Annotated in this window: 23 protein-coding genes and 1 pseudogene; 17 read left to right on the top strand and 7 right to left on the bottom strand. The window is 52.9% G+C overall.

Annotated features, from left to right (window positions below; genetic code table 11):
- Nucleotides 1–120: 120 nt before the first annotated feature.
- The 3 genes from NST29_RS10530 (at nucleotide 121) to NST29_RS10520 (ending at nucleotide 4395) form a co-directional block, all read left to right on the top strand.
- Nucleotides 121–705, top strand: coding sequence for a phosphatase PAP2 family protein (locus NST29_RS10530; RefSeq protein ID WP_033022700.1), 585 nt, complete (start codon nucleotides 121–123; stop codon nucleotides 703–705).
- 166 nt (nucleotides 706–871) lie between these two features.
- Nucleotides 872–1912, top strand: coding sequence for a hypothetical protein (locus NST29_RS10525; RefSeq protein ID WP_324697507.1), 1041 nt, complete (start codon nucleotides 872–874; stop codon nucleotides 1910–1912).
- A gap of 392 nt (nucleotides 1913–2304) precedes the next feature.
- On the top strand, nucleotides 2305–4395 hold the full coding sequence (locus tag NST29_RS10520; protein WP_033022652.1) for a GDYXXLXY domain-containing protein: 2091 nt from the start codon (nucleotides 2305–2307) through the stop codon (nucleotides 4393–4395).
- A 185-nt stretch (nucleotides 4396–4580) separates the two neighbouring features.
- On the opposite strand, the gene NST29_RS10515 is transcribed toward NST29_RS10520, so the two are convergent.
- The gene (locus NST29_RS10515) at nucleotides 4581–5453 is read right to left on the bottom strand and encodes a fructosamine kinase family protein (RefSeq protein ID WP_033022651.1); all 873 of its coding nucleotides are present in this window, start codon (nucleotides 5451–5453) and stop codon (nucleotides 4581–4583) included.
- Nucleotides 5450–6178, bottom strand: coding sequence for an NAD-dependent deacylase (locus NST29_RS10510; RefSeq protein WP_033022699.1), 729 nt, complete (start codon nucleotides 6176–6178; stop codon nucleotides 5450–5452). Before NST29_RS10510 ends, NST29_RS10515 begins: the two co-directional genes overlap by 4 nt.
- 150 nt (nucleotides 6179–6328) lie before the next feature.
- Between NST29_RS10510 and NST29_RS10505 the strand changes: the two genes are divergently transcribed.
- From NST29_RS10505 to NST29_RS10480, 6 genes are all read left to right on the top strand, one after another.
- Nucleotides 6329–6880, top strand: a complete 552-nt coding sequence (locus NST29_RS10505; protein WP_033022650.1) for a DJ-1/PfpI family protein — start codon at nucleotides 6329–6331, stop codon at nucleotides 6878–6880.
- A gap of 228 nt (nucleotides 6881–7108) precedes the next feature.
- Nucleotides 7109–8545 (top strand): NAD-dependent malic enzyme, encoded by a 1437-nt coding sequence (locus NST29_RS10500; protein WP_033022649.1) that lies wholly within the window; start codon nucleotides 7109–7111, stop codon nucleotides 8543–8545.
- 336 nt (nucleotides 8546–8881) lie between these two features.
- Nucleotides 8882–9232: a hypothetical protein gene (locus NST29_RS10495; protein WP_339232992.1), complete on the top strand. Its 351-nt coding sequence runs from the start codon at nucleotides 8882–8884 to the stop codon at nucleotides 9230–9232.
- Between the two features lie 451 nt (nucleotides 9233–9683).
- The gene (locus NST29_RS10490; protein WP_339232137.1) at nucleotides 9684–10439 is read left to right on the top strand and encodes a CAP domain-containing protein; all 756 of its coding nucleotides are present in this window, start codon (nucleotides 9684–9686) and stop codon (nucleotides 10437–10439) included.
- Nucleotides 10440–10636: 197 nt separating this feature from the next.
- Complete coding sequence (locus NST29_RS10485; protein WP_033022646.1) at nucleotides 10637–11890, top strand: MFS transporter; 1254 nt, start codon at nucleotides 10637–10639, stop codon at nucleotides 11888–11890.
- Nucleotides 11891–12037: 147 nt separating this feature from the next.
- On the top strand, nucleotides 12038–12772 hold the full coding sequence (locus NST29_RS10480) for a hypothetical protein (protein ID WP_033022645.1): 735 nt from the start codon (nucleotides 12038–12040) through the stop codon (nucleotides 12770–12772).
- On the opposite strand, the gene NST29_RS10475 is transcribed toward NST29_RS10480, so the two are convergent.
- Nucleotides 12762–13214, bottom strand: coding sequence for an SIMPL domain-containing protein (locus NST29_RS10475; protein ID WP_268746102.1), 453 nt, complete (start codon nucleotides 13212–13214; stop codon nucleotides 12762–12764). The two genes, NST29_RS10480 and NST29_RS10475, sit on opposite strands and share 11 nt — an antisense overlap.
- A gap of 33 nt (nucleotides 13215–13247) precedes the next feature.
- Between NST29_RS10475 and NST29_RS10470 the strand changes: the two genes are divergently transcribed.
- Together NST29_RS10470 and NST29_RS10465 are read left to right on the top strand one after the other, a co-directional pair.
- Nucleotides 13248–13901: a 5-bromo-4-chloroindolyl phosphate hydrolysis family protein gene (locus NST29_RS10470; RefSeq protein ID WP_033022697.1), complete on the top strand. Its 654-nt coding sequence runs from the start codon at nucleotides 13248–13250 to the stop codon at nucleotides 13899–13901.
- A 101-nt stretch (nucleotides 13902–14002) separates the two neighbouring features.
- Nucleotides 14003–15193, top strand: coding sequence for a toxic anion resistance protein (locus tag NST29_RS10465; RefSeq protein WP_051985113.1), 1191 nt, complete (start codon nucleotides 14003–14005; stop codon nucleotides 15191–15193).
- Nucleotides 15194–15422: 229 nt separating this feature from the next.
- On the opposite strand, the gene NST29_RS10460 is transcribed toward NST29_RS10465, so the two are convergent.
- On the bottom strand, nucleotides 15423–15938 hold the full coding sequence (locus NST29_RS10460) for a YndM family protein (protein ID WP_033022640.1): 516 nt from the start codon (nucleotides 15936–15938) through the stop codon (nucleotides 15423–15425).
- Between the two features lie 15 nt (nucleotides 15939–15953).
- Nucleotides 15954–16079 (bottom strand): hypothetical protein, encoded by a 126-nt coding sequence (locus tag NST29_RS10455; RefSeq protein ID WP_268746101.1) that lies wholly within the window; start codon nucleotides 16077–16079, stop codon nucleotides 15954–15956.
- 150 nt (nucleotides 16080–16229) lie between these two features.
- On the opposite strand from NST29_RS10455, the gene NST29_RS10450 reads away from it, so the two are divergent.
- The 5 genes from NST29_RS10450 to NST29_RS10430 all read left to right on the top strand — a co-directional run bounded on the left by NST29_RS10450 (nucleotide 16230) and on the right by NST29_RS10430 (nucleotide 20249).
- Complete coding sequence (locus tag NST29_RS10450; protein ID WP_033022637.1) at nucleotides 16230–16418, top strand: YozQ family protein; 189 nt, start codon at nucleotides 16230–16232, stop codon at nucleotides 16416–16418.
- Nucleotides 16419–16573: 155 nt separating this feature from the next.
- Complete coding sequence (locus NST29_RS10445) at nucleotides 16574–16981, top strand: VWA-like domain-containing protein (RefSeq protein ID WP_033022695.1); 408 nt, start codon at nucleotides 16574–16576, stop codon at nucleotides 16979–16981.
- 174 nt (nucleotides 16982–17155) lie between these two features.
- Nucleotides 17156–18457, top strand: coding sequence for an ammonium transporter (locus tag NST29_RS10440; RefSeq protein WP_061912046.1), 1302 nt, complete (start codon nucleotides 17156–17158; stop codon nucleotides 18455–18457).
- An 18-nt stretch (nucleotides 18458–18475) separates the two neighbouring features.
- The gene (locus tag NST29_RS10435; protein ID WP_033022820.1) at nucleotides 18476–19528 is read left to right on the top strand and encodes a DUF294 nucleotidyltransferase-like domain-containing protein; all 1053 of its coding nucleotides are present in this window, start codon (nucleotides 18476–18478) and stop codon (nucleotides 19526–19528) included.
- Complete coding sequence (locus NST29_RS10430) at nucleotides 19521–20249, top strand: 3'-5' exonuclease (protein ID WP_033022824.1); 729 nt, start codon at nucleotides 19521–19523, stop codon at nucleotides 20247–20249. The genes NST29_RS10435 and NST29_RS10430 overlap by 8 nt, the downstream gene beginning before the upstream one ends.
- Nucleotides 20250–20917: 668 nt before the next feature.
- Here NST29_RS10430 and NST29_RS10425 read toward each other — a convergent pair.
- Both NST29_RS10425 and NST29_RS10420 read right to left on the bottom strand, forming a co-directional pair.
- The gene (locus NST29_RS10425; RefSeq protein WP_033022826.1) at nucleotides 20918–21406 is read right to left on the bottom strand and encodes a PCYCGC motif-containing (lipo)protein; all 489 of its coding nucleotides are present in this window, start codon (nucleotides 21404–21406) and stop codon (nucleotides 20918–20920) included.
- A 245-nt stretch (nucleotides 21407–21651) separates the two neighbouring features.
- A complete protein-coding gene (locus NST29_RS10420) occupies nucleotides 21652–22614 on the bottom strand; it encodes an iron-siderophore ABC transporter substrate-binding protein (protein ID WP_033022863.1) in 963 nt (320 codons plus the stop codon).
- A gap of 381 nt (nucleotides 22615–22995) precedes the next feature.
- Between NST29_RS10420 and NST29_RS10415 the strand changes: the two are divergent.
- Nucleotides 22996–23718, top strand: a pseudogene (locus tag NST29_RS10415) (iron ABC transporter permease); the annotation flags it as partial.
- Between the last annotated feature and the right edge of the window lie 11 nt (nucleotides 23719–23729).

Below are 23729 nucleotides of genomic sequence, written 5' to 3'. Positions count from 1 at the left end.
GTTTCTTTTGGGTTTCATCTCCATACAAATCTATTTGACGATCTCGTAGTGGACAACCGACTGATGCGGTTGTGAGGAAGCATCGACAAGGAGTGAGTCAGAGTGAACCGACGGTTATGGATGATAGCGGCTGTCGGCGCGGTCTTTTTTTTGGCTGTTTGGGCAAGCGTGGCCGCCGGGGTGACAAAGGCGGCTGACGAAGGTGGGCTGCAGCTGTTTGATTCATGGCAATGGCTCGATCCGTTTACGTTTCTCGGCAATGGGAAAACAATAGGCATCATCAGTGTGATGCTTGTTATTGGTTTATGGTTTTTCCGCCGCGATGTCTATGGAATGGTGTTGGTGGTCGTCGCTGTTGGTGGGGGGTATGGCATCAATGAATGGATCAAGCATGTGGTTGGGCGGGAGCGCCCGCCGCATTCCGAGATCGGAGGATTCAGTTTTCCGAGCGGCCACGCGATGATCGGGACGATTTATTTGTTGCTTTTGGCGTATTTTTTGGCGCAAACGCGCACAAAGCGCGGGGAGCGGGCGGCCATTTACGGCGTGTTTGCGACGCTGGCGCTCTTAACCGGCTTAAGCCGGCTAAGCTTGCAAGTGCATTATCCGTCTGATGTGCTTGGCGGGTTTGTGCTTGGCGGCGCTTACTTGTCGGCCTGCCTTGCTCTTTATCGGATGTCGATTCATCGAGGCGACCGTTGGTAGCTGATCATCAAAAAATCACTTTTGCCCCATAGTGATTTGATGATGAAGCCGATTCATCGGCTTGATCTAGCGTCTCGTCTTGTCGAAAAGGCGCAGAAAATCTCTTTTTCTATACTATGACGTTGTGTGGGACCATGATACAATGGAGGAAAGGAGGTGAGAAACGATGAGTCAAGCCGAACTCGTGCAACTAATGGCTGAATTGCTTGACCAAAAGTTGAATCCGATCCACATGCGGCTCGATCGGATCGAAGGCGATGTCCGGGCCCTTCAAGAAGGACAAGTGCGTTTGGAAATTGAGATCCAAGCGCTGAAAGAAGGACAGGCGCGCTTGGAAGGTGAAGTGCAGTTGTTGCAAGAGGGACAAGCCCGCTTGGAACAGCGACTTGACCGAGTGGAAGAGGATGTGCGCACATTAAAAGCGGACATGGACATGGTCAAAGGCGATGTGCAAACGTTGAAAGCAGACATGGACATGGTCAAAGGCGATGTGCAAACGTTGAAAGCGGACATGGACATGGTCAAAGGCGACGTGCAAACGCTGAAAGCGGACATGGACATGGTCAAAGGCGATGTGCAAACGTTGAAAGCGGACATGGACATGGTCAAAGGCGACGTGCAAACGTTGAAAGCAGACATGGACATGGTCAAAGGCGATGTGCAAACGTTGAAAGCGGACATGGACATGGTCAAGGGCGACGTGCAAACGTTGAAAGCGGACATGGACATGGTCAAGGGCGACGTGCAAACGTTGAAAGCAGACATGGACATGGTCAAGGGCGATGTGCAAACGTTGAAAGCAGACATGGACATGGTCAAAGGCGATGTGCAAACGCTGAAAGCGGACATGGACATGGTCAAAGGCGACGTGCAAACGCTGAAAGCGGACATGGACGTGGTCAAAGGCGACGTGCAAACGCTGAAAGCGGACATGGACGTGGTCAAAGGCGACGTGCAAACGCTCAAAGAAGGACAACAACGGCTTGAAGTGAAAGTTGAACGGGTCGAAGAAAAAGTGGACAACCTTGCAACAGAAATGCGGAGCCACTTTCGCCACATCGAGAACATGCTTCATAAGCATCAGGCCGCTCTTGATCTGGCTTCGCGCGAATTCTCTTCCAAGCAAACATCCATCGATTATTTGATAAAAAAAGTGGCCGAGCATGATATGGAAATTTTCCACTTAAAACATCATCTCCAACTGTAATGTTCTTCATCGCAAGCAGGAACCGAGAAGACTGGTGACAAACAACCGTTGGAAAACAAAACGGAGAAAGAGGGTGGTGTTTCCGACAGTGTCAGCTTAAGAAGCGCTGTTGGAGCACCACCCTATCCGCGAGCCTTCTAGGGGGCTGGCGAAAAACGGTTATTTCTTTTGAGCAATGGGGGAGCGTTTGAAAGATGATCCTGATGCGACAAGGCTTTTCTATTTGAGAAACGAGGTTGGTAAGGGACCTGCTTCCTTAAATCACCGGCATCCTAGCGAACCGGCAGCAGCTGGAAACGTGCGAGGAAATAAGGCGTATTTTCAACGGTCTTCTAGACAGCTTTTTCTGCATATATTTTTATAGAAAAAACCAGTGACAAGGGGGAAGCGATATGGCGGCCCGGATCGTGAAAACAGGGTATGCGTTGGCGTTTTTGTGCATCATTGCCGGCATCGTGTATTTTTTTGCCGCCAACTGGCCGGAGATGGGGCGAGAGGCGAAAGTCGGGATCAGTATCGGCATGATGGCGGGGTTTTATGGAGCAAGCGCTGCTTTGGCGGGCCGCCATCGCTTTTTAGGGCGCTGGATGTTGATCGGTGGGGTGTTGTCGTTTGGCATCTCATTGGCGTTAGTAGGACAAATTTATAATTCTCACGCCGACAGTTATTGGTTGTTCCTCATTTGGCTGGCGCCGACAGCGTTGTTGGCGCGGCTGACGAAAGATCCGGCGCTTTCGGTCATCGCTGTCGTGCTGCTGCAACTTGCTTGCTGGTTTTATTATTTTCCTTCCGCTTACCATATCGAGTGGACGGAATGGGCATCGTTTGGCTGGCTGCTCCTGTTCGCTGCGATCAACGGCGCGCTCGTTCGCTTCAGCCGTTCGCCTTGGACAGCGTATCCCGCGTATGCGGCGATGCACGGCTGGCTGCTTGTCATCGGCATCACCGGCTTTTCGTACGGGCGCGATGTTTGGTGGCCGTACGTGTATGCGGCGCTGCTTGTCGGGCTGCTTTACTACTTTTTCTCGGTTGCCAAACAGCGTGGCTATGGTTTGCTGACGAGTTTGTTTGCCGGCTTGTTTTTGTTCATTCAATACCACCGTTTGCTGGTGGATCATTTTGAAACATGGCTGCTTCTTCTCGGACTTGTCGTTTCCACCATCGTCCTGTACGGCGGGGTCGTCTTTTTGCGCCGGGCCGGAGTGTTTTCGGCGAGAACGCGGGCCGGGAAATGGTTTTTGGCTGCGTTTCAAGCGGTGATTACGCTCGCAGCTTCGTCGTTGGCCATATCGAGTTTGCTCGGTTTGTATTTTCTGTGGGCGGACACGTGGTCGCCGTATGTGCTGTTTTTCCTTTCGATCTTTGGATTGGTGCTTCCGGCTTGGCTCGGCCGCCGTTGGAACGCCGTTGTGCGTTATACGCTGCTGGCGATCGGTTACGGGCTTGGCTGGACGGTGACGTGGGAACTGTCGACGGTGGTGTTGGTTCTTTATATCGCCGTGCTCGCCGTGGGAGTGATCCGTGTCCCGGAGCGCGGGATGCAGCGGTTGACGACGGTTGCGTTGACGCTTTATTTGTATGTAGTGCTTGATGGGAACATGGAGAATGGACGGGTGGAGCTGTTGTTGCTCGCCCTATGGAACGGGGCGTTGTACGCGTACAGTCGATGGAGAGGGAAGACGGCCGCGACCCCGCTCGTGCTGGCGCTTAGTGCGCTCGGGATTGCGACAAGTGTTCACATCTCCGAACCTGATGGGCTTTATATGGCGTCCAATCTCGCTATGGTAGCGGTGCTCGCCTTTTTCTTGTTTCAACGACGGCGCCGCGAGCGGACCATTGCTTGGGGGTATACCGTTCTTTATTTTGTGCTCAAATATTATGAGCTGGCGTGGAACTTGCTCCATAAATCGGTCAGTTTGTTGGCGGCTGGGGTGGTGTTGCTCGCTTGGGCTGTTTGGCTGGAAAAACGGAATCGGCTTCATTTCCCTAAGGAGGCGGCGTGGCCTCGCAACGTTTCCTTCGGTGTCCTGTTGATCGTTGTTGCCCAATTTCTGTTTACCGGATATACCGTATGGGAGAAAGAACGGCTATTGCGAGACGGACAGGTGGTAAAATTAGCGCTCGAGCCGGTGGATCCGCGTTCTGTGCTGCAAGGGGATTATATCCGGCTTCGCTATGACATTTCTACGATCTCGTCTCTGGATGGAAACGGCAAGGTGAAAGTTGCGCTGCGAAAGGGACCGGATGGGGTGCATCGCTTTGCTGGGGTGTACGCCGTGAATGGGGAAGAATGGCCCGGATTTAAGCGGCAACAAGGGGATATTTTGATTAACGGCACTTTTTATAGTACGCAAGTCGTATACGGGATTGAATCGTATTTCGTGCCGGAACAAAGCGGGGAACGGTGGCGGGACGCCCGTTTCGCTTATGTGCGCGTCAGCCGAAACGGCGATGCGCTGCTTGAAAAGATCGGCGCAGAATGAGCGAACTGGGGAGCGGGCCTGCTTGAGCATCCGCTCCTTATCGACATACAGGCGGTGTTTTCGCAAAAAGGGCTGTTCGTATGGACAACTGGGTCAACGGCACGTACCATGTAACAAGTTTAGGAAAAGTCAACGGCAGCACGCTGGTGTTGCGTCCGGAATGAGCGGTCAAGTCAAGCGGGGGGCTACTCCCCCGCATAACGTTCAAGCACGCGGTCGATGGATCGGCCATACGATTCGCCAAACAGATTCAAATGCACGAGTAAATAAAACAGCTGGTAAAGCGGTTTTCGTTCATGATACTCCGGAGTAAGGGGCATCAGCTCTTGATAGCTTGCATAAAACCGAGCGGGAAAGCCGCCAAACAGCTCGGTGAACGCGATCTCCAACTCATAATGACCGTAAAACACGGACGGGTCGATCAAATAAGGAGCTCCGCCGGGACCGGGAAGCCAGTTGCCGCCCCATAAGTCGCCGTGCAACAACGACGGAAAACAATCGTTTGGAATCCAGCGGTCAAGCCGCTCAAGCAGCCGCTCCAACTTTCTTTGTCGCTCGGCGGGCAGGAGGCCGTTTGCCGCCGCCCGTTTCATTTGCGGGGCGAGTCGGGCATCGCGGTAATAGTCAAGCCAGCGGCCGTACCAGCCGTTTCGTTGTGGCAGCGTCCCGATATATGTATCGTGGTCGAGCCCGAACGCCGGCCCGCGGCATCGATGGAGGCGGGCGAGGCCGCGCCCGAGCTGTTTGGCCGTCTGCGCTGTTTCTGTTCCTTCAATCCACTCGAGGACAAGCCAGCCCCATCCGTTTGCTTCCCCCACGCCAAAGACAGCCGGGACGTGGATGGCGTCCGCCTGGCGAAGCCGTTCCAATCCTGCTTGTTCGGCGGTGAAAAAGCCGGTTGGCGGAAAGCGCTGCATTTTGATGAAATACGTTTGCTTGCCGCTTTGGACGCGGTAGGCGTCATTGATGTCGCCGCCGGATACGCGCCGCCAATGGCGGATTCGTGAATCATCGCCGATTGAGCGAAGCGCCTCTTGTAACATCGCTTCCCGGTTCATGACGTTCCTCCCGTCAGCTGTTCGTTAAGTTCTTTCAGCACGTCGCCAATTTTCCGTTGCTGGATGACGGCGTCAGCGAGATCATCAAGTTCCGTCGGTTCCCAATTGATGATGACGAGTTTGGCGCCGTTTCGTTTGGCGACAAGCGGCAGTTGGTTCGCCGGCGCTACTTGCAAGGATGAGCCGAGCACAAGGAACAAGTCCGCTTGGCGGGCGGCTTCCCACGCTGCATTGATGGCATTCTCCGGCAGCGGCTCGCCAAACAATACGACCGATGGACGCAAAACACCGCCGCATTCGCACGTCAACACACCGTGCAAATAGACAAAGCTAGGCTTTGATTGCCCGCACCGCTGACAATGGACGGTTCGGAGCGAGCCGTGCAGTTCGATGACGCATCGGCTGCCGGCTTGTTGATGAAATCCATCGACGTTTTGCGTCACAATCGTCTGCACGATTCCGCGCTGCTCCCAGTCGGCGAGCAGGCGATGTCCATCATGCGGCTGGCATTGCTGCAAGGTGCGGATGCGATATTGGTAAAACTCGACAAACGACTCGCGGCGGCGGTACAACGCATCGATGGTAGCGAGTTCGCTCGGGTTAAAACGCGCCCACAGCCCGGTGCGCGGCGAACGGAAATCCGGCAGCCCGCTTTCGGTCGACATGCCGGCGCCGGTAAGCACCACCGTTCGGCGCGATTCGGCGAGCCAAGAGGCAATGGTCATGGTTGATTCCTCCTTGATCATGCGCTTTTTCCTCGTTAAAGCTTCACACGCCCCTTTTTCTATCGATTCGACAATCATTTTGCTTTTCCTTTCCGTCCGTTTCCATTATGATAAAAGAGAAGGAAAGAATGGACAAGGGGGGCGAGAACGATGAGCAAAAAAGTGTTGATCATCACCGGCGACGCTGTTGAGGCGCTGGAGGTGTATTATCCGTATTATCGTTTGTTGGAGGAAGGGCATGACGTAACGATTGCCGCGCCGAAGAAAAAGAAACTGCACACCGTTGTCCATGATTTTGCCGACTGGGATACGTACGTGGAAAAACAAGCCTATTTGATCGACGCCCATGCCTCGTTTACCGAGATCGACCCGACCGAATACGATGCGTTAGTCATTCCGGGCGGGCGGGCGCCGGAATACATTCGCCTTGATGAAAATGTGCAGCGCATCGTCCGTCATTTCTTTGAGGCGAATAAGCCGATCGCGGCGATTTGCCATGCTTCGCTCATTTTTGAGACGATGCCGGAGGTGCTGAAAGGGCGGAGCTTGACGGCGTATATCGCCTGCAAACCGGGGGTTGAAGCGCTCGGAGCAACGTATGTGTCCGACCGTACGGTGCATGTCGACGGCAACCTTGTTTCCGCCCATGCGTGGCCGGATTTGCCGGCGTTTATGCGCGAGTTTCTCCGCCTGCTTCAATAGCGGAAAGGCAGCGGTCTTCCTGCATCCGGGAAGGCCGCTTTTTTTTCGTGAAACTCCTACCGACTGATGCAGCCAAAGTGGGCTTGTTTCTGCGCTGGCCGCTTTGCCTGTCACGCCAGCATCCGTTTGGCTTGTTCGAACAATAAGGGTTGTCTTTTTGGCGCTCATAAGATAACATTTGTACCGTAGACCATTTACAAAATATAGAGAAAAGGAAGGACGATGGGTATGGCATTACCAGGCGGGGCAGCGATGAACATTACGATTCGTCTTCAGTTTGAAAAAGACCGCGTCTCTTTTAGCGATATCGCCGCGGCGATCGGCAAGGCGGGCGGAGACATCGTCGGGATTGACGTCATCTCATCAAGCAAAGTCCATACGGTGCGCGACATCACCGTCAGTGCGCTTGATACGAAACAGTGCGACTTGATCATCGAAGCGCTGAAACGGATTCAGGGCGTCAAAATTGTGAACGTTTCCGACCGCACGTTTTTGATGCATATCGGGGGGAAAATTGAAACCAGCTCGAAAATTCCGGTGAAAACGCGCGATGATTTGTCGCGGGTGTATACGCCGGGCGTGGCGCGCGTTTGCACGGCCATCGCTGAAGATCCGCGCAAAGCGTATTCGCTGACGATTAAACGGAATACGGTCGCCGTCGTCTCGGATGGCACAGCGGTGCTCGGGCTTGGCGACATCGGCCCGTATGCGGCGATGCCGGTCATGGAAGGGAAGGCGATGCTGTTTAAGGAGTTTGCCGGCGTCGATGCGTTTCCGATTTGCTTGGACACGAAAGACACGGAAGAGATTATTCAAATTGTGAAAGCGATCGCTCCGGCGTTTGGCGGCATTAACCTCGAAGACATTTCCGCTCCTCGTTGTTTTGAAATTGAAAAGCGATTGAAAGAAGAGTTGGACATTCCGGTGTTCCATGATGATCAACATGGCACGGCGGTCGTGCTGCTCGCCGGATTGCTCAATGCCTTGAAAATTGTTGATAAAAAGCTGGAAGACATTAAGGTCGTCTTAACCGGCATTGGCGCGGCCGGCATTGCTTGCACGAAAATTTTGCTTGCCGCTGGCGTGCGCAACATTATCGGGGTGGACCGCCACGGCGCCATCCACCGCGACGAAACGTACGACAATCCGTATTGGCAAGAGTATGCGCAAATGACGAATCCAGATAATCTGAAAGGAAGCTTGTCGGATGTGATCGCCGGCGCGGATGTGTTTATCGGCGTTTCCGCCCCCGGCATTTTGAAAGTCGAAGACGTGAAAAAAATGGCGCGCGACCCAATCGTGTTCGCGATGGCCAACCCGATTCCCGAAATCGACCCGGAGCTGGCCGAGCCGCACGTGCGCGTAATGGCGACCGGACGTTCCGACTATCCGAACCAAATCAACAACGTTCTTTGCTTCCCCGGCATTTTCCGCGGTGCATTGGACTGCCGGGCGAAAGAGATTAACGAAGAAATGAAGCTCGCTGCCGCGAAGGCGATTGCCTCTGTCGTGACGGAGGATGAATTGAACGAAACATACATCATCCCGAGCGTCTTCAACAGCAAAGTCGTGGAACGCGTCCGCCAGGCGGTGATTGAAGCGGCTTACCGCACCGGCGTTGCCCGGAAAGACAACATCCCGGTTGGTGGGTATACAGGGCAATAAAGAAACAAATACAACGAGCTGATGGACGGTTTCCTTTGATAGGAAGCCGTTTTTTTGGCTGCAGGAGTGTTTCAGCCGCGGCTGTTGGGGGCCAAATCTAGTTTAGAGATAGAAAATCAAGCGCTTAAGAGGTGAATGGACGATGATCGATCAATATTTCCAAAAAGTGAACGAACGTTTGGAACTCGTTTTAAAACATGAGAAAGGCAATCTAAAAAAGCTGCTTATATAGTAAGTGAAGCCATTCAAAAAGTCGGAAACAAGCGTTGTAGCCAACCGCCATCGGTTCTTGCTAAAATAGTAGCAAACGAGAAGATGGTGGGGGATGGGAGACCGATGCGGTTTGACGAACGGGTGCGGCTGTATGCCGATAAGCTGAACGATACGGATGACCAAATTGTCGATTACATTATCAAACACCGTGAGGAGATCGCCGACATTCCGATTCAAAAAATGGCGGAAGCGCTTTATACAGTGCCGAACACGATCGTCCGGTTCGCCAAAAAATTAGGATATAAAGGGTTTGCAGAACTAAAGGCGGCGTTGGCGCTCGAACAGCGGGATGAGACGGCGATCAAGGCGGACGGAAAAACGGTCATCGAAAAAACAAAAAAGTTGATCGATGAGCAGCTCATCGACGAAGCCGAACGAAGTGCAAACCGCACTCATTGTCGATCAACAGCATGAATAACCATCAAAGCTGGGGCGAAACGCCGCAGCTTCTTTTTTTATAACAAAACATTGAGGTTCTCTTCTGTTTTGTCACACAGCTGTAACAATTGTTAAACGAAACGGCCGAAATGAGAGGCTGTCAACTCCTTTTTTGCAAGAAAAATATAGATGGTTGAGGGGATACAGGAAAAAGAGGGATGACTGTTAGTGAAAGGATGTTACTTCCAACTGTTGCAACCATCAACAATTAGAGTTGATTTGGCAATGAAAACAAGCGTCTTTTTTACCGAAGGCTGCCAATGCGCTAATTTTTCCATTTTGGACCAAAAATATTACAAAAACTCCGTGCTATAATGGGGACGAGGCAAGGGAACAAGAAAATCGTTTCCCTTCGAATCTCGTTGTGTAGTCAGATGGACGCAAGATCTATGAGACTTTTAAATAGAGGATACAAGGAGGAATTCTCATGAAGAAAAAAATGGTAGCAACCATCGCCGCTTCGGTCGCACTCATCGGCGCTTCGTTCGCGGCAACGAAAACGGAAGCAGCTGGGACAACATGTCCGACAGCGAATGCGTATCAAGTAAAATATGTCAGCACAAACGTTCAAGATGTGGAGAAATGGTTGCAACAATACTTCCCGTTCGTGTCGTTCCAACCGGTAAAGCCGGTAACAAAACAACCGGCGGCAAAACAGCCAACGGCGGTGGCGAAACAGCCAACGGCAAAACCACAAGCGCCAGCAACGGTCAAACAGACGGCGGCCAAACCGCAAGCCAATACGCAAGCGCCGGCGAAAACGCCAGCTACGGCACCAAAGACCGGCACACAAAAAACAACCGGCTTAAACGCCTATGAGCAGCAAGTTGTTGAGCTGACGAACAAAGAACGGGCGAAATACGGCTTGCCGCCGCTTCAAGTTGACTTGGCCCTCAGCAAAGTCGCTCGCGAGAAATCGCGCGATATGGCGGTCAACAACTACTTCTCGCACAACAGCCCGACGTATGGCTCCCCGTTTGAGATGATGAAAAAATTCGGCATCTCGTACACAGCCGCTGGGGAAAACATTGCCAAAGGCCAACGCACCCCGCAAGAAGTCGTCAATGCGTGGATGAACAGCGAAGGCCATCGGGCAAACATTTTGAACAAAAACTTTACGCATATCGGCGTTGGTTTTGAAGAAAACGGCTATATTTGGACGCAGCAATTCATCCGCAAGTAAGATATACATGTCAGTCGAAGGTGTCCCAAAAGGATGGGGCACCTTTTTCTTATGGTCAAAAACCGTATGTTGCGTTTCGTTTCAGGAAAACAACGTTTGGGTCATTCTTTTATTTGAAAACTATTTCTACCGTTCCAATAAAAATATGATATAATTTCCAAAGAAGTTTGAGAGACGAAAGATTAGGGGGACAGCGGATGCGAATACGTGAGTGGGATCGCAACTTGAAAGTGCGCCTGTTTGGCGAGGCGCTGATGAATACGACATTTTGGATGTTTTTTCCGTTTATGGCTATTTACTTTGCCGATTCGTTCGGCAAAGAAACGGCGAGCGTGTTGTTGATCGTGTCACAGCTATTTTCTGTTGTGGCGAATTTGTGCGGCGGTTATTGTGCCGATGTGTTCGGGCGCAAGCGGATGATGGTGCTGTCCGCCTACGGGCAAGGGGCAGCGTTTTTGTTCTTTGCTTTGGCTAGCACGCCATGGTGGTCGTCGCCGTTTGTCGGGTTTCTTTGTTTTACGTTTGCCGGCATTTGCGGGGCGTTTTATTGGCCGGCCAGCCAAGCGATGGTGGCGGATGTTGTGCCGGAACAAGAGCGGAGTCATGTGTTTGCCGTATTTTATACCTCGGTCAACATTTCGGTAGTGATCGGCCCCACCATCGGGGGGCTCTTTTATGCGGACCATCAGTTTGCGTTGCTAATGGCTGCTGCTGGCTCATGTTTCGCGATGGCGACGCTATTGGCGAAACAGTTGCGCGAAACCGCGCCATTGGCAGCGCCCAGCCAGAAAGCGGGGTCATGGACGCAGTTTTGGCGTGAACAAATCCGGCAGTACGTTGTGATCGTCCGCGACCGGACTTTTTTCTTGTTTATCGCCGCTGGGGTATTGGTGGCGCAAACGTTCATGCAACTTGATTTATTGATTCCTGTGTATACAAAAGAAATAATGAAAGAGGAAACCGTATGGGGCCGTTTTACGGTGGACGGGGCCCAGGCGTTTGGGTTGCTGATTGCGGAAAACGGGTTGCTTGTCGCCCTGGGCACGGTGGTCGTGACGCGGTGGATGGGCCGCTACAATGAACGATGGGTCTTTATTGGTTCGTCAATGGTATACGGCGTCACGATGTGGTTGTTTAGCCATGCCACATCGATCATCGAGCTGATGGCGGTGATGGCGCTGTTTACGTTCGCCGAGCTGATGACGGCCGGCTTACAGCAGGCGTTTGTGTCGAAGCTAGCTCCTAGGGATATGCGCGGCCAATATTTTGCCGCGGCGAGCCTTCGTTTTACGATCGGTCGGATGCTGGCGCCGGTGTCGCTGGCGGCGGTGACTTGGATCGGTTATACGTGGACGTTTGCGTATCTCGGTTTGCTTGCTTTGGCCAGCGCGGGGTTGTATGCTTGGATGTTTCGACAAGCCGCGCGGCGATCCAGTGTCTCGCTGTCTTAATGTCCGGGTGGCCGGGACTGTGCAAACGGCTACCCGTTTTTTTTATTGATCATTATAATAAAAAACGTATCGGTGTTCATGTAACATAGATTCCCTGTCTCTTACATAAAGTGGAATTAGATAGAGAGAAGGAGAGGGGAAGGCAACATGAAGCCGTATACGTCTGAGCCGGACAGAATTGAGGGGGGAAGCGGGAAAGACGGCGCGGCGGCGTTGGCGCGTTATGCGAGACGCCAGCAAGCGCATGTGTTGTCCCGGGAAAAGAGAAAAAAAACCGTTCGTTTCTTCAGCTGGCTGTTTTTCGCTTTGGCTGTCGCTTGGGGAGCAGGAACGTTGATTTGGAACGGGTACGGCGCGTTAAAAACAGCGGCCAGCCGTGAAATGGCCATTCGCCAGCTAAAAAATGCCATTGACGATCATGATGTAGCTGCCTTGCGGGGGATGCTGCGGGTGACGAATGAAGAGGTGCCGATCAATGAAAAAACGCTGGCGCCGTTATTCGCTTACTTTGATCGGCATTCTGAAGCGTATGATGAATTGGATAAAGAGTTTGACCGCCAGCGCAAGGGCGAGCATGTATACATCAAAGGGCTGACATCCCGTCCCCCTGTGTTTGCGATCCATGCCTTTAGGGATCGGTACGTTTTTGAGCCTGCTTTCTATTTTCTCCATGTCCGCGTCGATGACCCCGAGGTAACGCTTGTTGTCAATGGAGTGACAATGAAGGGGGAAGCAACGAAAGACCCGTTTGTTCAAAAAATCGGCCCGTGCTTGCCGGGTTTGTACGAGATCACGGTTGTTGATCGAAACGGGAAAAAGAAAACGGTCCGCGTCGAGTTGTTCGGCGGGGCCCGCGTTCGCGAAATCGACCTCACGAAATGAATGAATAGGCGAATATCGCTTTAACGGCGGCACAGATGGCCACATCTTGTGTCTGGATGGGCGGCGCTTTGGAAAAAGCAGCAACAGCCGTTTGCGAGTATGGTGCCGGCGGCGAGGCGGGCTTCTCTTTCAGCTCAACGGGTAGATCGTAAAGCGGCAAGCCAAGAGCGCGGGCAATGGCCAGCGCTTTTTCTTTGGCATTGTGGACGGCTCGTGCGAGCGCCTGTTGATAGTACACCGGCTCGTTTGCCAGCCGAAATTCCAAGCCGCGGGCCAGATTTGCCCCGTGAGTGACACCTGTTTCGTAAATGGAGCTGGCTTTTTTTGGGTCGCGGACGGTGATGCGCAGCCAATGTTCAACCTCATAGCCGGACAAGGCCGGGGGTTTTGCTTGATGAAACTTCCCGGAAAGCTTGTGCGTATCAAAATGTGGACATGCTATAATGGAAGAAAAGATGAAGAAAGGGATGGAAACGTGAAGCCATTGTTTCGCACGATATGGCGTTGGTTTGTTTCGTGGAACGTTGGGGCTGTGACGGCTGTTGTCGTTTTTTTCGCCGCTGATTTTCGCTTTTGGCCGTCGTTCGTATCGGGAATGGCGGCGATGTGGGGAGTGTCGGCCGTCATGAAGAGGCGGCATCGCTTGGCGGCCGGTGTGCCGGTTGAGGAGCAGGCTTACGTCCGCAGTCAGCTTCACGAGGCGCGGGCGTTATGGAAGCGGCTGCGCCGCGCTCGGTACCGGCTGCGCTCGGTAGCGATGTGGCAAACTGTCTCGCGGTTAGGGGCGGTCGTTGATCAGCTCATCCGCATCATCGAACAAAAGCCGCATCAGCTCCGCCTTGTTCAGCCGTTTTTCTTAAACGAATGGCCAACGGCAGTGGAGATGGTCGAAAAATACGTATATTTGTCGCGGCAACCGGTGCAAAGCGCCGACATGACGGAAGCGCTGCGGAAGACGGAACGGTTGCTCAGCGAGCTGACCGAAGCGGCCGAGCGGCAGCTGCTTGATGTGTTGTCAGGCGACGTTTGGTCGCTGCAGACGGAAGCGAAAGTGCTTGAGCAATCGCTCCAGCAGTCGGATCGGCTTCATCTCCGCTATCTGCAAGGAGAACCGCAATTCAAGCGTTAGCAAAACAAGGGAGCTGACCGGCTGTCGCGAACGAAAGGGGAATGACGATGGACGAACGGAATCGTGACAGGATCGACTTAGATGAACGGAATCGTGACAGGATCGACTTAGATGAACGGAATCGTGACAGGATCGACTTATCTCATGAACAGGAACGGACAAGCGTGCTCGATGAACTGTTGGCTCGACCGTTTTCTTCTCCGGCGGCGCCGTTCGCCGAAGAGGCGGAAAAGCCGGCCAATGTGCTTGAGACGTTAAAGCCGGAACATAGAGAAAAAGCGCTGGCGCTTGCCAAACAGATCGATCCAGCCAATCATCAGGCTATTTTACAGTATGGCGTGGCAGCCCAAGCCGAATTGTCGAAGTTTTCCCATACGATATTGCATCATGTGCAGACGAAAGATGCCGGCCCGATCGGCGAAGTGATCAGCGAGCTGATGGCGAAAATTAAAGAGGTTAACCCGGATGACCTCATGCCGGCGAAAAAAGGATGGTTGTCGCGCCTGTTTGGCACGGTGGCCAAACCGCTGCAAGGCATGGTTGCCAAATATCAAAAAATCGGCGTCGAAATTGATAAAATCGCCGACCAGCTTGAGAAACATCGACATGGATTGCTCCGCGATGTGATGATGCTCGAGACGCTTTATGAGAAAAATAAAGACTATTTTGAGGCGCTCAATATTTATATTGCGGCGGCCGAATATAAGCTTGCAGAGCTGCGGACGAAAACGATTCCCGAAAAGCAGGCGGCCGCTGAGCGCTCCGGCGACCAAATGGCATGGCAGGACGTTCAGGACTTGCGGCAGTTCGCTGATCGGCTGGAGAAGCGGGTGCACGACCTGAAGCTCAGCCGGCAAGTGACGATCCAAACGGCGCCGCAAATCCGCATGATTCAACATATGAATGAGACATTGATCGAGCGCATCCAATCGTCGATTTTAAACGCGATCCCGCTTTGGAAAAATCAGATTGTCATCGCCTTGACCCTTTTCCGGCAACAAAAAGCGGCCGAGGCGCAAAAGCGGGTTGCCGAAACGACGAACGAACTGTTGCTGCGCAATTCGGAAATGTTGAAAACAAACAGCATCGAAATCGCCAAGGAAAACGAGCGCGGCCTTCTCGACATCGAGACATTGAAGCGAACGCAAGAAAACTTGATCGCCACGCTCGAAGAAACGTTAAAAATTCAAGCCGAAGGTCGGTTGAAACGGCAGCAGGCTGAACGCGAACTCGCAGCGATGGAAGCGGAACTAAAGCAGACGCTGCTGGCGCTGAAACGGCCGGAACAATAAAAAAGGCGCCGTTGCTCTTTGGCCATTGGCCGAACGGGCAGAGGGCGGCCCGTTGAGTGCGGAAACAAGCGATTAGGGTGAGTATCATCATATGTAAAACGGGTGTCTCGCGAGCGAGAAGACACCCGTTTTTTGCTGTTGTAGTGTTCCGCTTGGTGGAGAAACGAACAGACCGGTCGCCGTTCGGCCATCGCTAATGAGCATTGGTTATTTGGCGTCTGTTCGCTGCTTACAAAATAGGAGGATGGGGCGGTTCTTGTTCCTGCCGGTCTCCTTTTTGTTTCACCTGTGCGCCTTCTTGATCGCCGGGGCGGGCGGCGCGGACGTCAAACTCTTTCGCCGCTTCCGTTTGCCAACGCGGGCCGCCGGCAAGCGGTGCGTCTTCCTCTCCGTGTTGGCCGACGACAAACCGGAGAACATAGGCGTGCAACAGCAGCTCGCCAAACGCGGCAAGCAGCGCGGCGAAAAACGCTGCGTTTACGACCGCCCCGCCACCGGTGTCGTAAAACGCGCCAACACCAATCCAGACGGCAACGAAGACGAAGCCAAAATCGGCGATCGTCGCCGAAACGTTGCCAAGGCGCGGCAAAAGGTACAAGTCGCCGAGCGCATAGGCGGCAAGCGTTAGCCAGAGGCTGAACGACAATATTTCCGCTGATGAGATGCGCAAAAACAGCGGCAAAATAGCGAACATGACCGTCGCGGTAAGCAAATATTTGAGCGTCAACGCAAGCAAATGTCTCATCTTGCCCTGCCGCCTTTATTCCGCCGGGTAGTTCGGGCCCTCTAGTTTTTTATCGCCGTAGCCCGGTTGCTTTTCCAGTTCTTTGTCGGGTTGCTGCTTTTTTTGTTGTTCTAAGCTGTCGTTTCGTTTCGGCTGCTTCATTGGTCATCATCCTCTCTGTGAACGTTTATCATTAGTTTGTCGCGCGAGCCGCCATGTATGCATGCATCATCCATAAACTTCCTTCTTTTCTTTTTCCCTTTGTTCCACATAAATAAAATGAAGGTGATGAACGGAAAGGAGGGAGCAACGATGACAGAAAACAGACGATCGCTCGACGTCGCCGGGCGCCACGCTGACCCATCCGCTGAGCCATCCGCTTCACTTCTTAACGCTGCGTTGGCGGAAACGCATGAACAAGTCAGCGATGTGTACATGGAAGGAACGATCGAGGCGGCGGACCGAAAAAAGGCGAACACTCCTTTCTCCCGGCCCGAGTAAAGCGGCGGAGGTTGACTGCGACGGGCCCATCCCCGCCCCGGCTTGGTTGAGAAAAGGAAGGAAAACAGGAAAGAAAAACAGTTCGTACGTTTCGCCAAGGCGGTCTATACTAGTAATGCGCACGGCGATTCACCGATATAAGGGGGATGATCCTCGTGAGATGGCAGCGAGCATTGTTATCGTTGCTTAAGGAGCGCAAGGACCATTCGATTGCCTTGGCGATTGATACATCGAACCGTCCGGCGCGGCCGGTGCTGATTCAAAACATCGTCAACCTGTTTGAAAAACTGCGTCCGGACACATTGCTCGTCCAAGCGGATTTTAAAATTCGCGATGTCTCTCCGGTTGGCGTGGCGACGATTAAATATTTCAAGCACGGGAAATCGTCGTACACCGAAGTGCTGGAATGGGCCGCTAGGCAAAAAATCGATACGTTGTTTTACATTACCGATGTAACCGGCTATTTTTATGAAGAACTTGAAGTCGACTATGAAGTGTTTTGGCTTGTGCCGGACGATTATATGCCGCGCGTGCCGTTTGGCAAGCCGATTCGTGTGGCGTAACATGGTGAGGAATGCCCTTCGTGATGAGGGGCATTCTTTTATTGTTAAAAAAATTAACAAACTTTTTCTATCAGAAACCGGTTTCAAGAAAAAATGATCGTTGTTATCGGTTGAATTATGTTATATATTATTACATATATAAGTTATAAAAAATGACAGAGGGGGATGTGCACGATGGATGAAAAAACGTTGACGCTCGGGCTCGATGCCCTTTGGGTCATGCTCTCGGCGGTGCTCGTGATCGGCATGCAGGCAGGGTTTGCTTTGCTTGAGGCCGGATCCACGCGCATGAAAAACTCCGGGCATGTGGCCGGCAAACAAATTTTAAGTTTTGCCCTCGCATCATTGGCGTTTTGGGCGTTCGGCTTTGCGATTACATTTGGGGCTGGGAATGGCTTCATCGGGACGGAAGGATGGTTTTTAAAAGAAGGAAAAGGAACGTTTGATTCGTTATCGTGGGCGAATGTGCCGCTCGAGCTCAAATTTTTATTCCAACTCGGCTTTGCCGGCGTGTCGCTGGCGATCGCTTGGGGCGGCTTTGCCGAGCGGGCGAAACTGTCTGTTTATTTTCTCTTCGGGACGATGTTTACGATCGCCATTTACCCCGTGATCGGCCATTGGGTGTGGGGCGGCGGCTGGCTTGGAAAAATGGGAATGCAAGATTTTGCCGGTTCAACAGTCGTCCATCTGCAAGGAGCGATTGCGGCGCTTGTGGCGACGGTTTTGCTTGGGCCGCGCATCGGCAAGTTCAATAAAGATGGGACGCCAAACGTGATCCCCGGGCATAACCAAGTATATACGGTCATCGGTGGGTTGATTTTATGGATCGGCTGGTTTGGTTTTAACGCCGGCAGCACGATGGCCGTTGGTGACGGATTTTTCGGCTATGTGGCGCTGACGACGAATTTGGCTGCTGCGGCAGGGGCGGTTGCCGCGATCTTGACGGCGAAAATTTTGGTTGGCAAAGCGGACATTCCGGCGATGGTGAACGGTGTGCTCGCCGCTTTAGTCGCCATTACCGCCGCATGCGCGTTCGTCGAACCGTGGGCGGCGGTGGTGATCGGCGCGGTGGCCGGGGCGTTGACATTCTGGACATCGATCTATTTTGAGCGCAAAGGGATTGATGATCCGATTTACGCGTTTTCTGTCCACGGGATTGCCGGCATCATCGGCACGATTTCCACCGGGTTTTTCGCCTCGCCGCGTTTAGTCGAGATCACGGGCATCGGGAAGGCTGGGCTGTTTTACGGGGGCGGATTTGATCAGCTGATTGTGCAAACGGTCGGTGTGCTCGGTGCGGCAGTGTATGTCGCGGCTGTCTCGTTTGTTATCTTATATGCCATGAAGAAAACGGTCGGGCTGCGTGTTACGGCCGAGCAAGAAATTTCCGGTCTTGATATTAGTGAGCACGGTTCGTATGGCTATCCGGAACAGCTCGATCCGGCGTATCAGCCCAAAACCCTCGCCCAGCAGTAATCGGGAGGGGAAAAGAGGATGGAATTATTGGCGGCAAAGGTGGTCGAGCGGCTAAACCGAGCCGAGTCGGCCGCCGAACTTCGTTTTTGCCACGATGAACTGGCGCGTGAACTGCGGCGCTATGCAGTACGTGAACAAATGGGTCAGCTCCCCAATGACATCGTTTCTGTTCATGAAGCCATCCTTCGCCGCGCGTTCTTCCTTGCCGAGCGGGAGACGATGAAACGGTCGGTCGGCGTTCGTCCCTCAGCGTGGTGCTGGTATGTGATGGGAAGCATCGGCCGGTGTGAGCCGACGATTTGGACGGATCAAGATCACGGCATTTTATTCAACTGTCCTGAGAACGAGGAAGCGGCTTGTTATGAATTCATTCGCCATATGGCGACGATCGGGGTGGATATGCTGCATGAGGCTGGGTATCCGTACTGTTCCGGTTACGTGATGGCGACGAACAAGCGGTGGGCACAGTCAGTCCGCGGTTGGGAGCAACAGCTTGTTTCCTACTTGGACAGCGGGTGGCCGAACGACATTCGTTTTTTGTTGATTGCGATGGATATGCGGCCTCTTTATGGGGAAGCGGAATTGGCTGAGACGGCAAGAAAGGCGCTGTTTGCGGCGGTGGCCGAACGGCCGCTGCTGTTGGCGCGCATGGGCGAGCACGTTCAGTTTCCTCCGGTTCCGCTGGGCTGGTTGGGCAACGTGCAAACGGAGCGATGGGGGCCGTACAGCGGGGCCGTTCATATGAAACAGGGCGGTTACGTGCAGCTCACCAACGCTTTGAAATGGTTGGCGTGTTTTGCGCACGTCCCGGCGGCGGGCACAGCCGAGCGGCGGCGGGCGCTTGAAGCGAATGGCGTGTTGACGGCGCCGTTTTCCGACGCCGTTTGCGAGGCGCTTTCTGTTTACTATTCGATTCGCCTGAAGTACAGCACTGAGGTGGGGGACGGGCGTGAATACGTGTTATGGCGGGCGCTTGAGCGGCCGGAACAAAAGCGGCTGAAACAAGCGATGCGCACCGCTAAACGATTGCAGCGCTTTGTCGCCCGGCGGGTGGCTAACATTCATGCATGAGCGGCACCGGTTTTGGCAGCGGGCGCTCCGCATGTTGTCGCTCGGCGTTCCGCGCGAGGCATCATCCGCCTTATTTGGACAGGACCATTCATGGCAGCAAGAATCGTGGCTTCGCTCGCTGCAAAAGGAAAAACAGCACGTCATCGATTGGCATGACCGTTTGATCGATATCCCGTTTGTCATCATCGATCTGGAAACGACCGGCTTTTCCCCGGAGCAAGGCGATGAAATTTTGGCCATGGCGGCGGCGAAAACGGTCGGAGGGATCGTGACGGATGCGTACATGACGCTCGTCAAGCCGGAAAAGCCCATTCCAGAACCTATATCCGCCTTGACCGGCATTGAGGCGAAGGATGTCATGTTCGCTCCGCCGCTTGCCGAGGCGCTGCGCGCGTTTGTGCCGTTTATTGCCGCCGGTGTACTCCTCGGTTATCACATTGGCCATGACTTGGCGTTTTTACGCCATGGCCTTTGGCGCCATTACCGGCAAAAATGGAGCGGGCGCTTTCTTGACTTGCAGCCGATGATGACGCTGATCGGCCATTCATGCCCGACGTTTGACGATGCATTAGCCTGTTATGGCATCCGCTGCCCGCGCCGTCATACGGCGGACGGCGATGTGGAAGCGATGGCGAAGTTATGGGTCATCTTGCTCGACGAACTGCGTAAACGCGGCATCGAAACATTGCATGATTTGTACGCCGCGCTCAGCCGGTGTTGATGTTGCCCGCGCCGACAGGCCATTGGGGGAGTATCTTTGACAGGGGAACTCGAGTTTTAACACATTGACCGCGAAGTCTCCCCCTCTAAAAGGTCGGTGATTTAGGGCAAAATACCGCTGAGTTTTACCCATTTCTCAATTAGAGAAACCTCGCAGAATCAGCTTTCTTTTTTGAGTGAAAATGCCGCCGATTGGTGTGTAACAGCGGTGTTTCACCAGCTTTCTAAGAGGCTGGTGATTTAATCTTGGATCCAGCTTTGCAATGTCACTTCTCAACTAGAAAAACCTTGGTGTATCGATCCTGCGTTTCACGTGTTCTCCCATTGGAGGAAGGAACTCCGCCGTTTTTCACGATCCTTCTAAGCACAGTGTAGGTGGGAGAGGTTCATCAGCTGATCTTGGAGGTTGGTGCTTGAATTGTGCATATATCCTTACCATTTTATTTCTAAAAACATTGTTTTATCGGTCCTGCTTTCCGCTTATTCTTCCATTGAGGGGATCAGCCGTTTTTCACGAGCCTTCTCGGCCAACAGGCGGAACGAACCGTCAAAAAGCGCTGGGTCTCATTGGACTGTTTCTCTTGCTTCTTAGCGCCATATGGATGAGAGCGCTCAGCGGAACAAAAACGACGGAAAAAAGCGCCCAGTTCGGCGCTTTTTTCATTAGGATTAAAGCGGTTTTGTCGGTGTCGGTTCGGCGTAGCCTTCTTTGTATTTTTCGTCGATCATATGCCGGATGTCGTTGATCGATTTCCCTTGATTGTAAGCAGCGATCGATTCGGCAGCGATGTCGAGACAGACGCCGCATTTAGTTGCATGATCATCCCAGACAATCGATCCGTCTTTTTTATTTTTATAGACAAAGCAGTCATAGTTGTTTTTATGGCCGGCCGATTGTCCGCAGCCGCAATAGCACGGGATGTTTTCAAGCAGTTCGCGGTGTTCCGCAGCCTGTTGGTACAACACAGCCATTTCCTCTTCGAACGCGCCTAAAAAGCTTGGTAAATGCTCGACCGATTTCGTTGTCTCGCGAATATCGCCAGTGGCGGTTTTCGTCATATGCGAATGGCTTTGTTTTTGGCTGCTGTCATCAGCACAGCCTGACAATAGAACGCTAAGCGACAACAGGCATGCTGCGATCCGTGCTGGATGGTTCAATCGTCTTCTCCCTTTCTTTCGTTCATTTCATAGTTTGAATGTATCACAATTTGCGTTAAACGGCAATGGAGTTGCTGTCAGGGGCGCTTGCCTAGCATCGAAATGTTTAAGCAATTCATCCAGATCATCGGTTTTGTGCCCGGATGCTTTGCGGGAACGGAGAGTAGGGAATGCGGAGGAAAAGGGAAGAGGAAGGCTGTGCAGAAGATTCGGTATGCCATCTTTCGCACAGCCTTTACGTAAGATTATTGTTCCTGCAAGAAATATTTCTCGATATCGTCCAGCATCAGATGGGCAGCGAGCACACCGCCAGCTGTGTTCCAAATCGTGTCGCTCACTTTGTACACCTTGCCTTGTTTCGCGACGTTTAAGTTTTGAAAGAGCGGATCGTTAATCCATTCTTTTTCGATTTCGCTTGCTTTGCCGTCGCCTGTTTCATACGTAAAGTAGAACAGGATGTCGCCGTCCATGGCCGGGATGCGTTCTTTCGTCACACCGGTTTCCGCGAAGTCGTTCACGTTTTGCGATTCCGGACGGGCGAAGCCGAGCTGGTCCAAAATGACGCCGGAGAACGAGTCTTTATGGTAGATGCGGACGTCACCAGCCATGAAGCGGACGACCGACACGTTCATTTTCAGCTTGTCGCCGAGTTTCGCTTTTACGTCTTCAATGCGCTTGTCGTAGTCGGCAATGACTTGTTTCCCTTTCTCTTCTTGATTCACCGCTTTCGCATAGAGCATAAAGTTGTCTTTCCAGTTGCCGCGCAGCGTTTCAGAGAATACGGTTGGAGCGATTTGTTTCAACTGTTCATAAATTTTTTCATGGCGCATTTTGTTGCCGATGATCAAGTCCGGCTTTAAAGCGGCGATCGCTTCAACGTTCGGCTCCGATTCCAATCCGAGCTCTTTGACGCCGTCCATTTTGTCTTTAATGTGGTCATACCACGGATCGCCCGTCCACGATTGGACGGCGCCGACCGGTTTCACACCTAGCGCCAGCAGGGCTTCTGTTCCTTCGTTTGTCAATACAACGACCCGTTTGGGCGTACCTTTGATTTCGGTCGTGTCCATGGCGTGTTCGACGGTGTAGCTTGCTTCTTTCGATTGATTGTTGCCCTTCGGTTTGGCCGTTTCTTCCTGTTTCCCACCGCAGCCGGCGAGAAGAAGGAGAGAAAGGAGGAAGGTGAAAAGAAGATGGGTTTGTTTCATATTCACGGTGCAAATCCCCCTTTTCCATTTCACGGAATTGATAATGAGTTTCATTCATGCCACTATCATAAATAATAGTGATAATCATTGTCAGAAAAAATAAAAAAATCATGAGAAAATCATAATAAAAAGAGGGTAAAAAATATTGACGATGAGAGTCATTATCAAATAGACTTAACGGTAGATGTTATACTAAGGGAGATTTCACACCATGTTCGCAACGAATCGTCAAAAAACGCAGGGCCTCATTGGGCTGGCGATCTTGCTTCTTACCGCCATGTGGATGAGCGTGGTGTACGGGTATACCGATACGAACTGGCGGGAGGCGATGGCCGCCTTGATCGACAACAACGGTTCAAACGCCCGTTTAGTGGTGGCGACGGGGCGGCCGCCGCGGTCGTCGGTTTTTTGGCGCTGTTTAGCGATGAAAACAACTCCCTTACCGTCAGCATCCACTGGCTGCCGCTCGCGGCTTTTCTCGGCGCTGCAGCCGCCGCTTGGCTCGTGTATACGCTGGCGTGGAAAAACGGTCTCGCCCCGCTTCGGCTCGTGCTTGTCGGCATTGGCATTTCTGCGCTGATGCAGGCGTTGACAACGCTGCTGATGATCGTCGGGCCGATTTACCGGGCGAGCCAGGCGAACGTGTGGATTACGGGCAGCGTGTATGGTGCTTCTTGGCAGCACGTCTCGTTCATGGCTCCATCGGTCATCGGGTTGCTTCTTATTGCTATGCTCGCCACTCGACACGTCAACGTGCAAGAATTAGGCGACGAGCTGGCGATTGGGCTTGGCGGCGCGGTTGAACGGCAACGGCTCGGGCTGGTGTTGCTGAGCACCGCGCTCACTGGGGGCGCGGTCGCCTTCGCCGGCGGTATCGGCTTTGTTGGGCTGATGGCGCCGCATATGGCGCGTCGCCTTGTCGGTTCAGCGTTTGGTGCGCTGCTTCCAGCGGCGGCGCTGTTCGGCGGTGTGCTCGTCATGGGAGCGGATCTCGCCGGACGAATGCTGTTGGCGCCGACGGAAATTCCAGCGGGCGTGTTTACTGCCGCCCTTGGCGCGCCGTATTTCATTTATTTATTGTACAGAGTCGGAAAGCATCAATGAAGGAGGGGGAA

Origin of the sequence: Geobacillus sp. FSL W8-0026 (assembly GCF_037966255.1) — a bacterium.
Classification (GTDB): Bacteria; Bacillota; Bacilli; order Bacillales; family Anoxybacillaceae; genus Geobacillus; species Geobacillus icigianus.
Note: the sequence above shows the minus strand (reverse complement) of the source record. Positions and strands in the feature narration are given on the sequence as shown.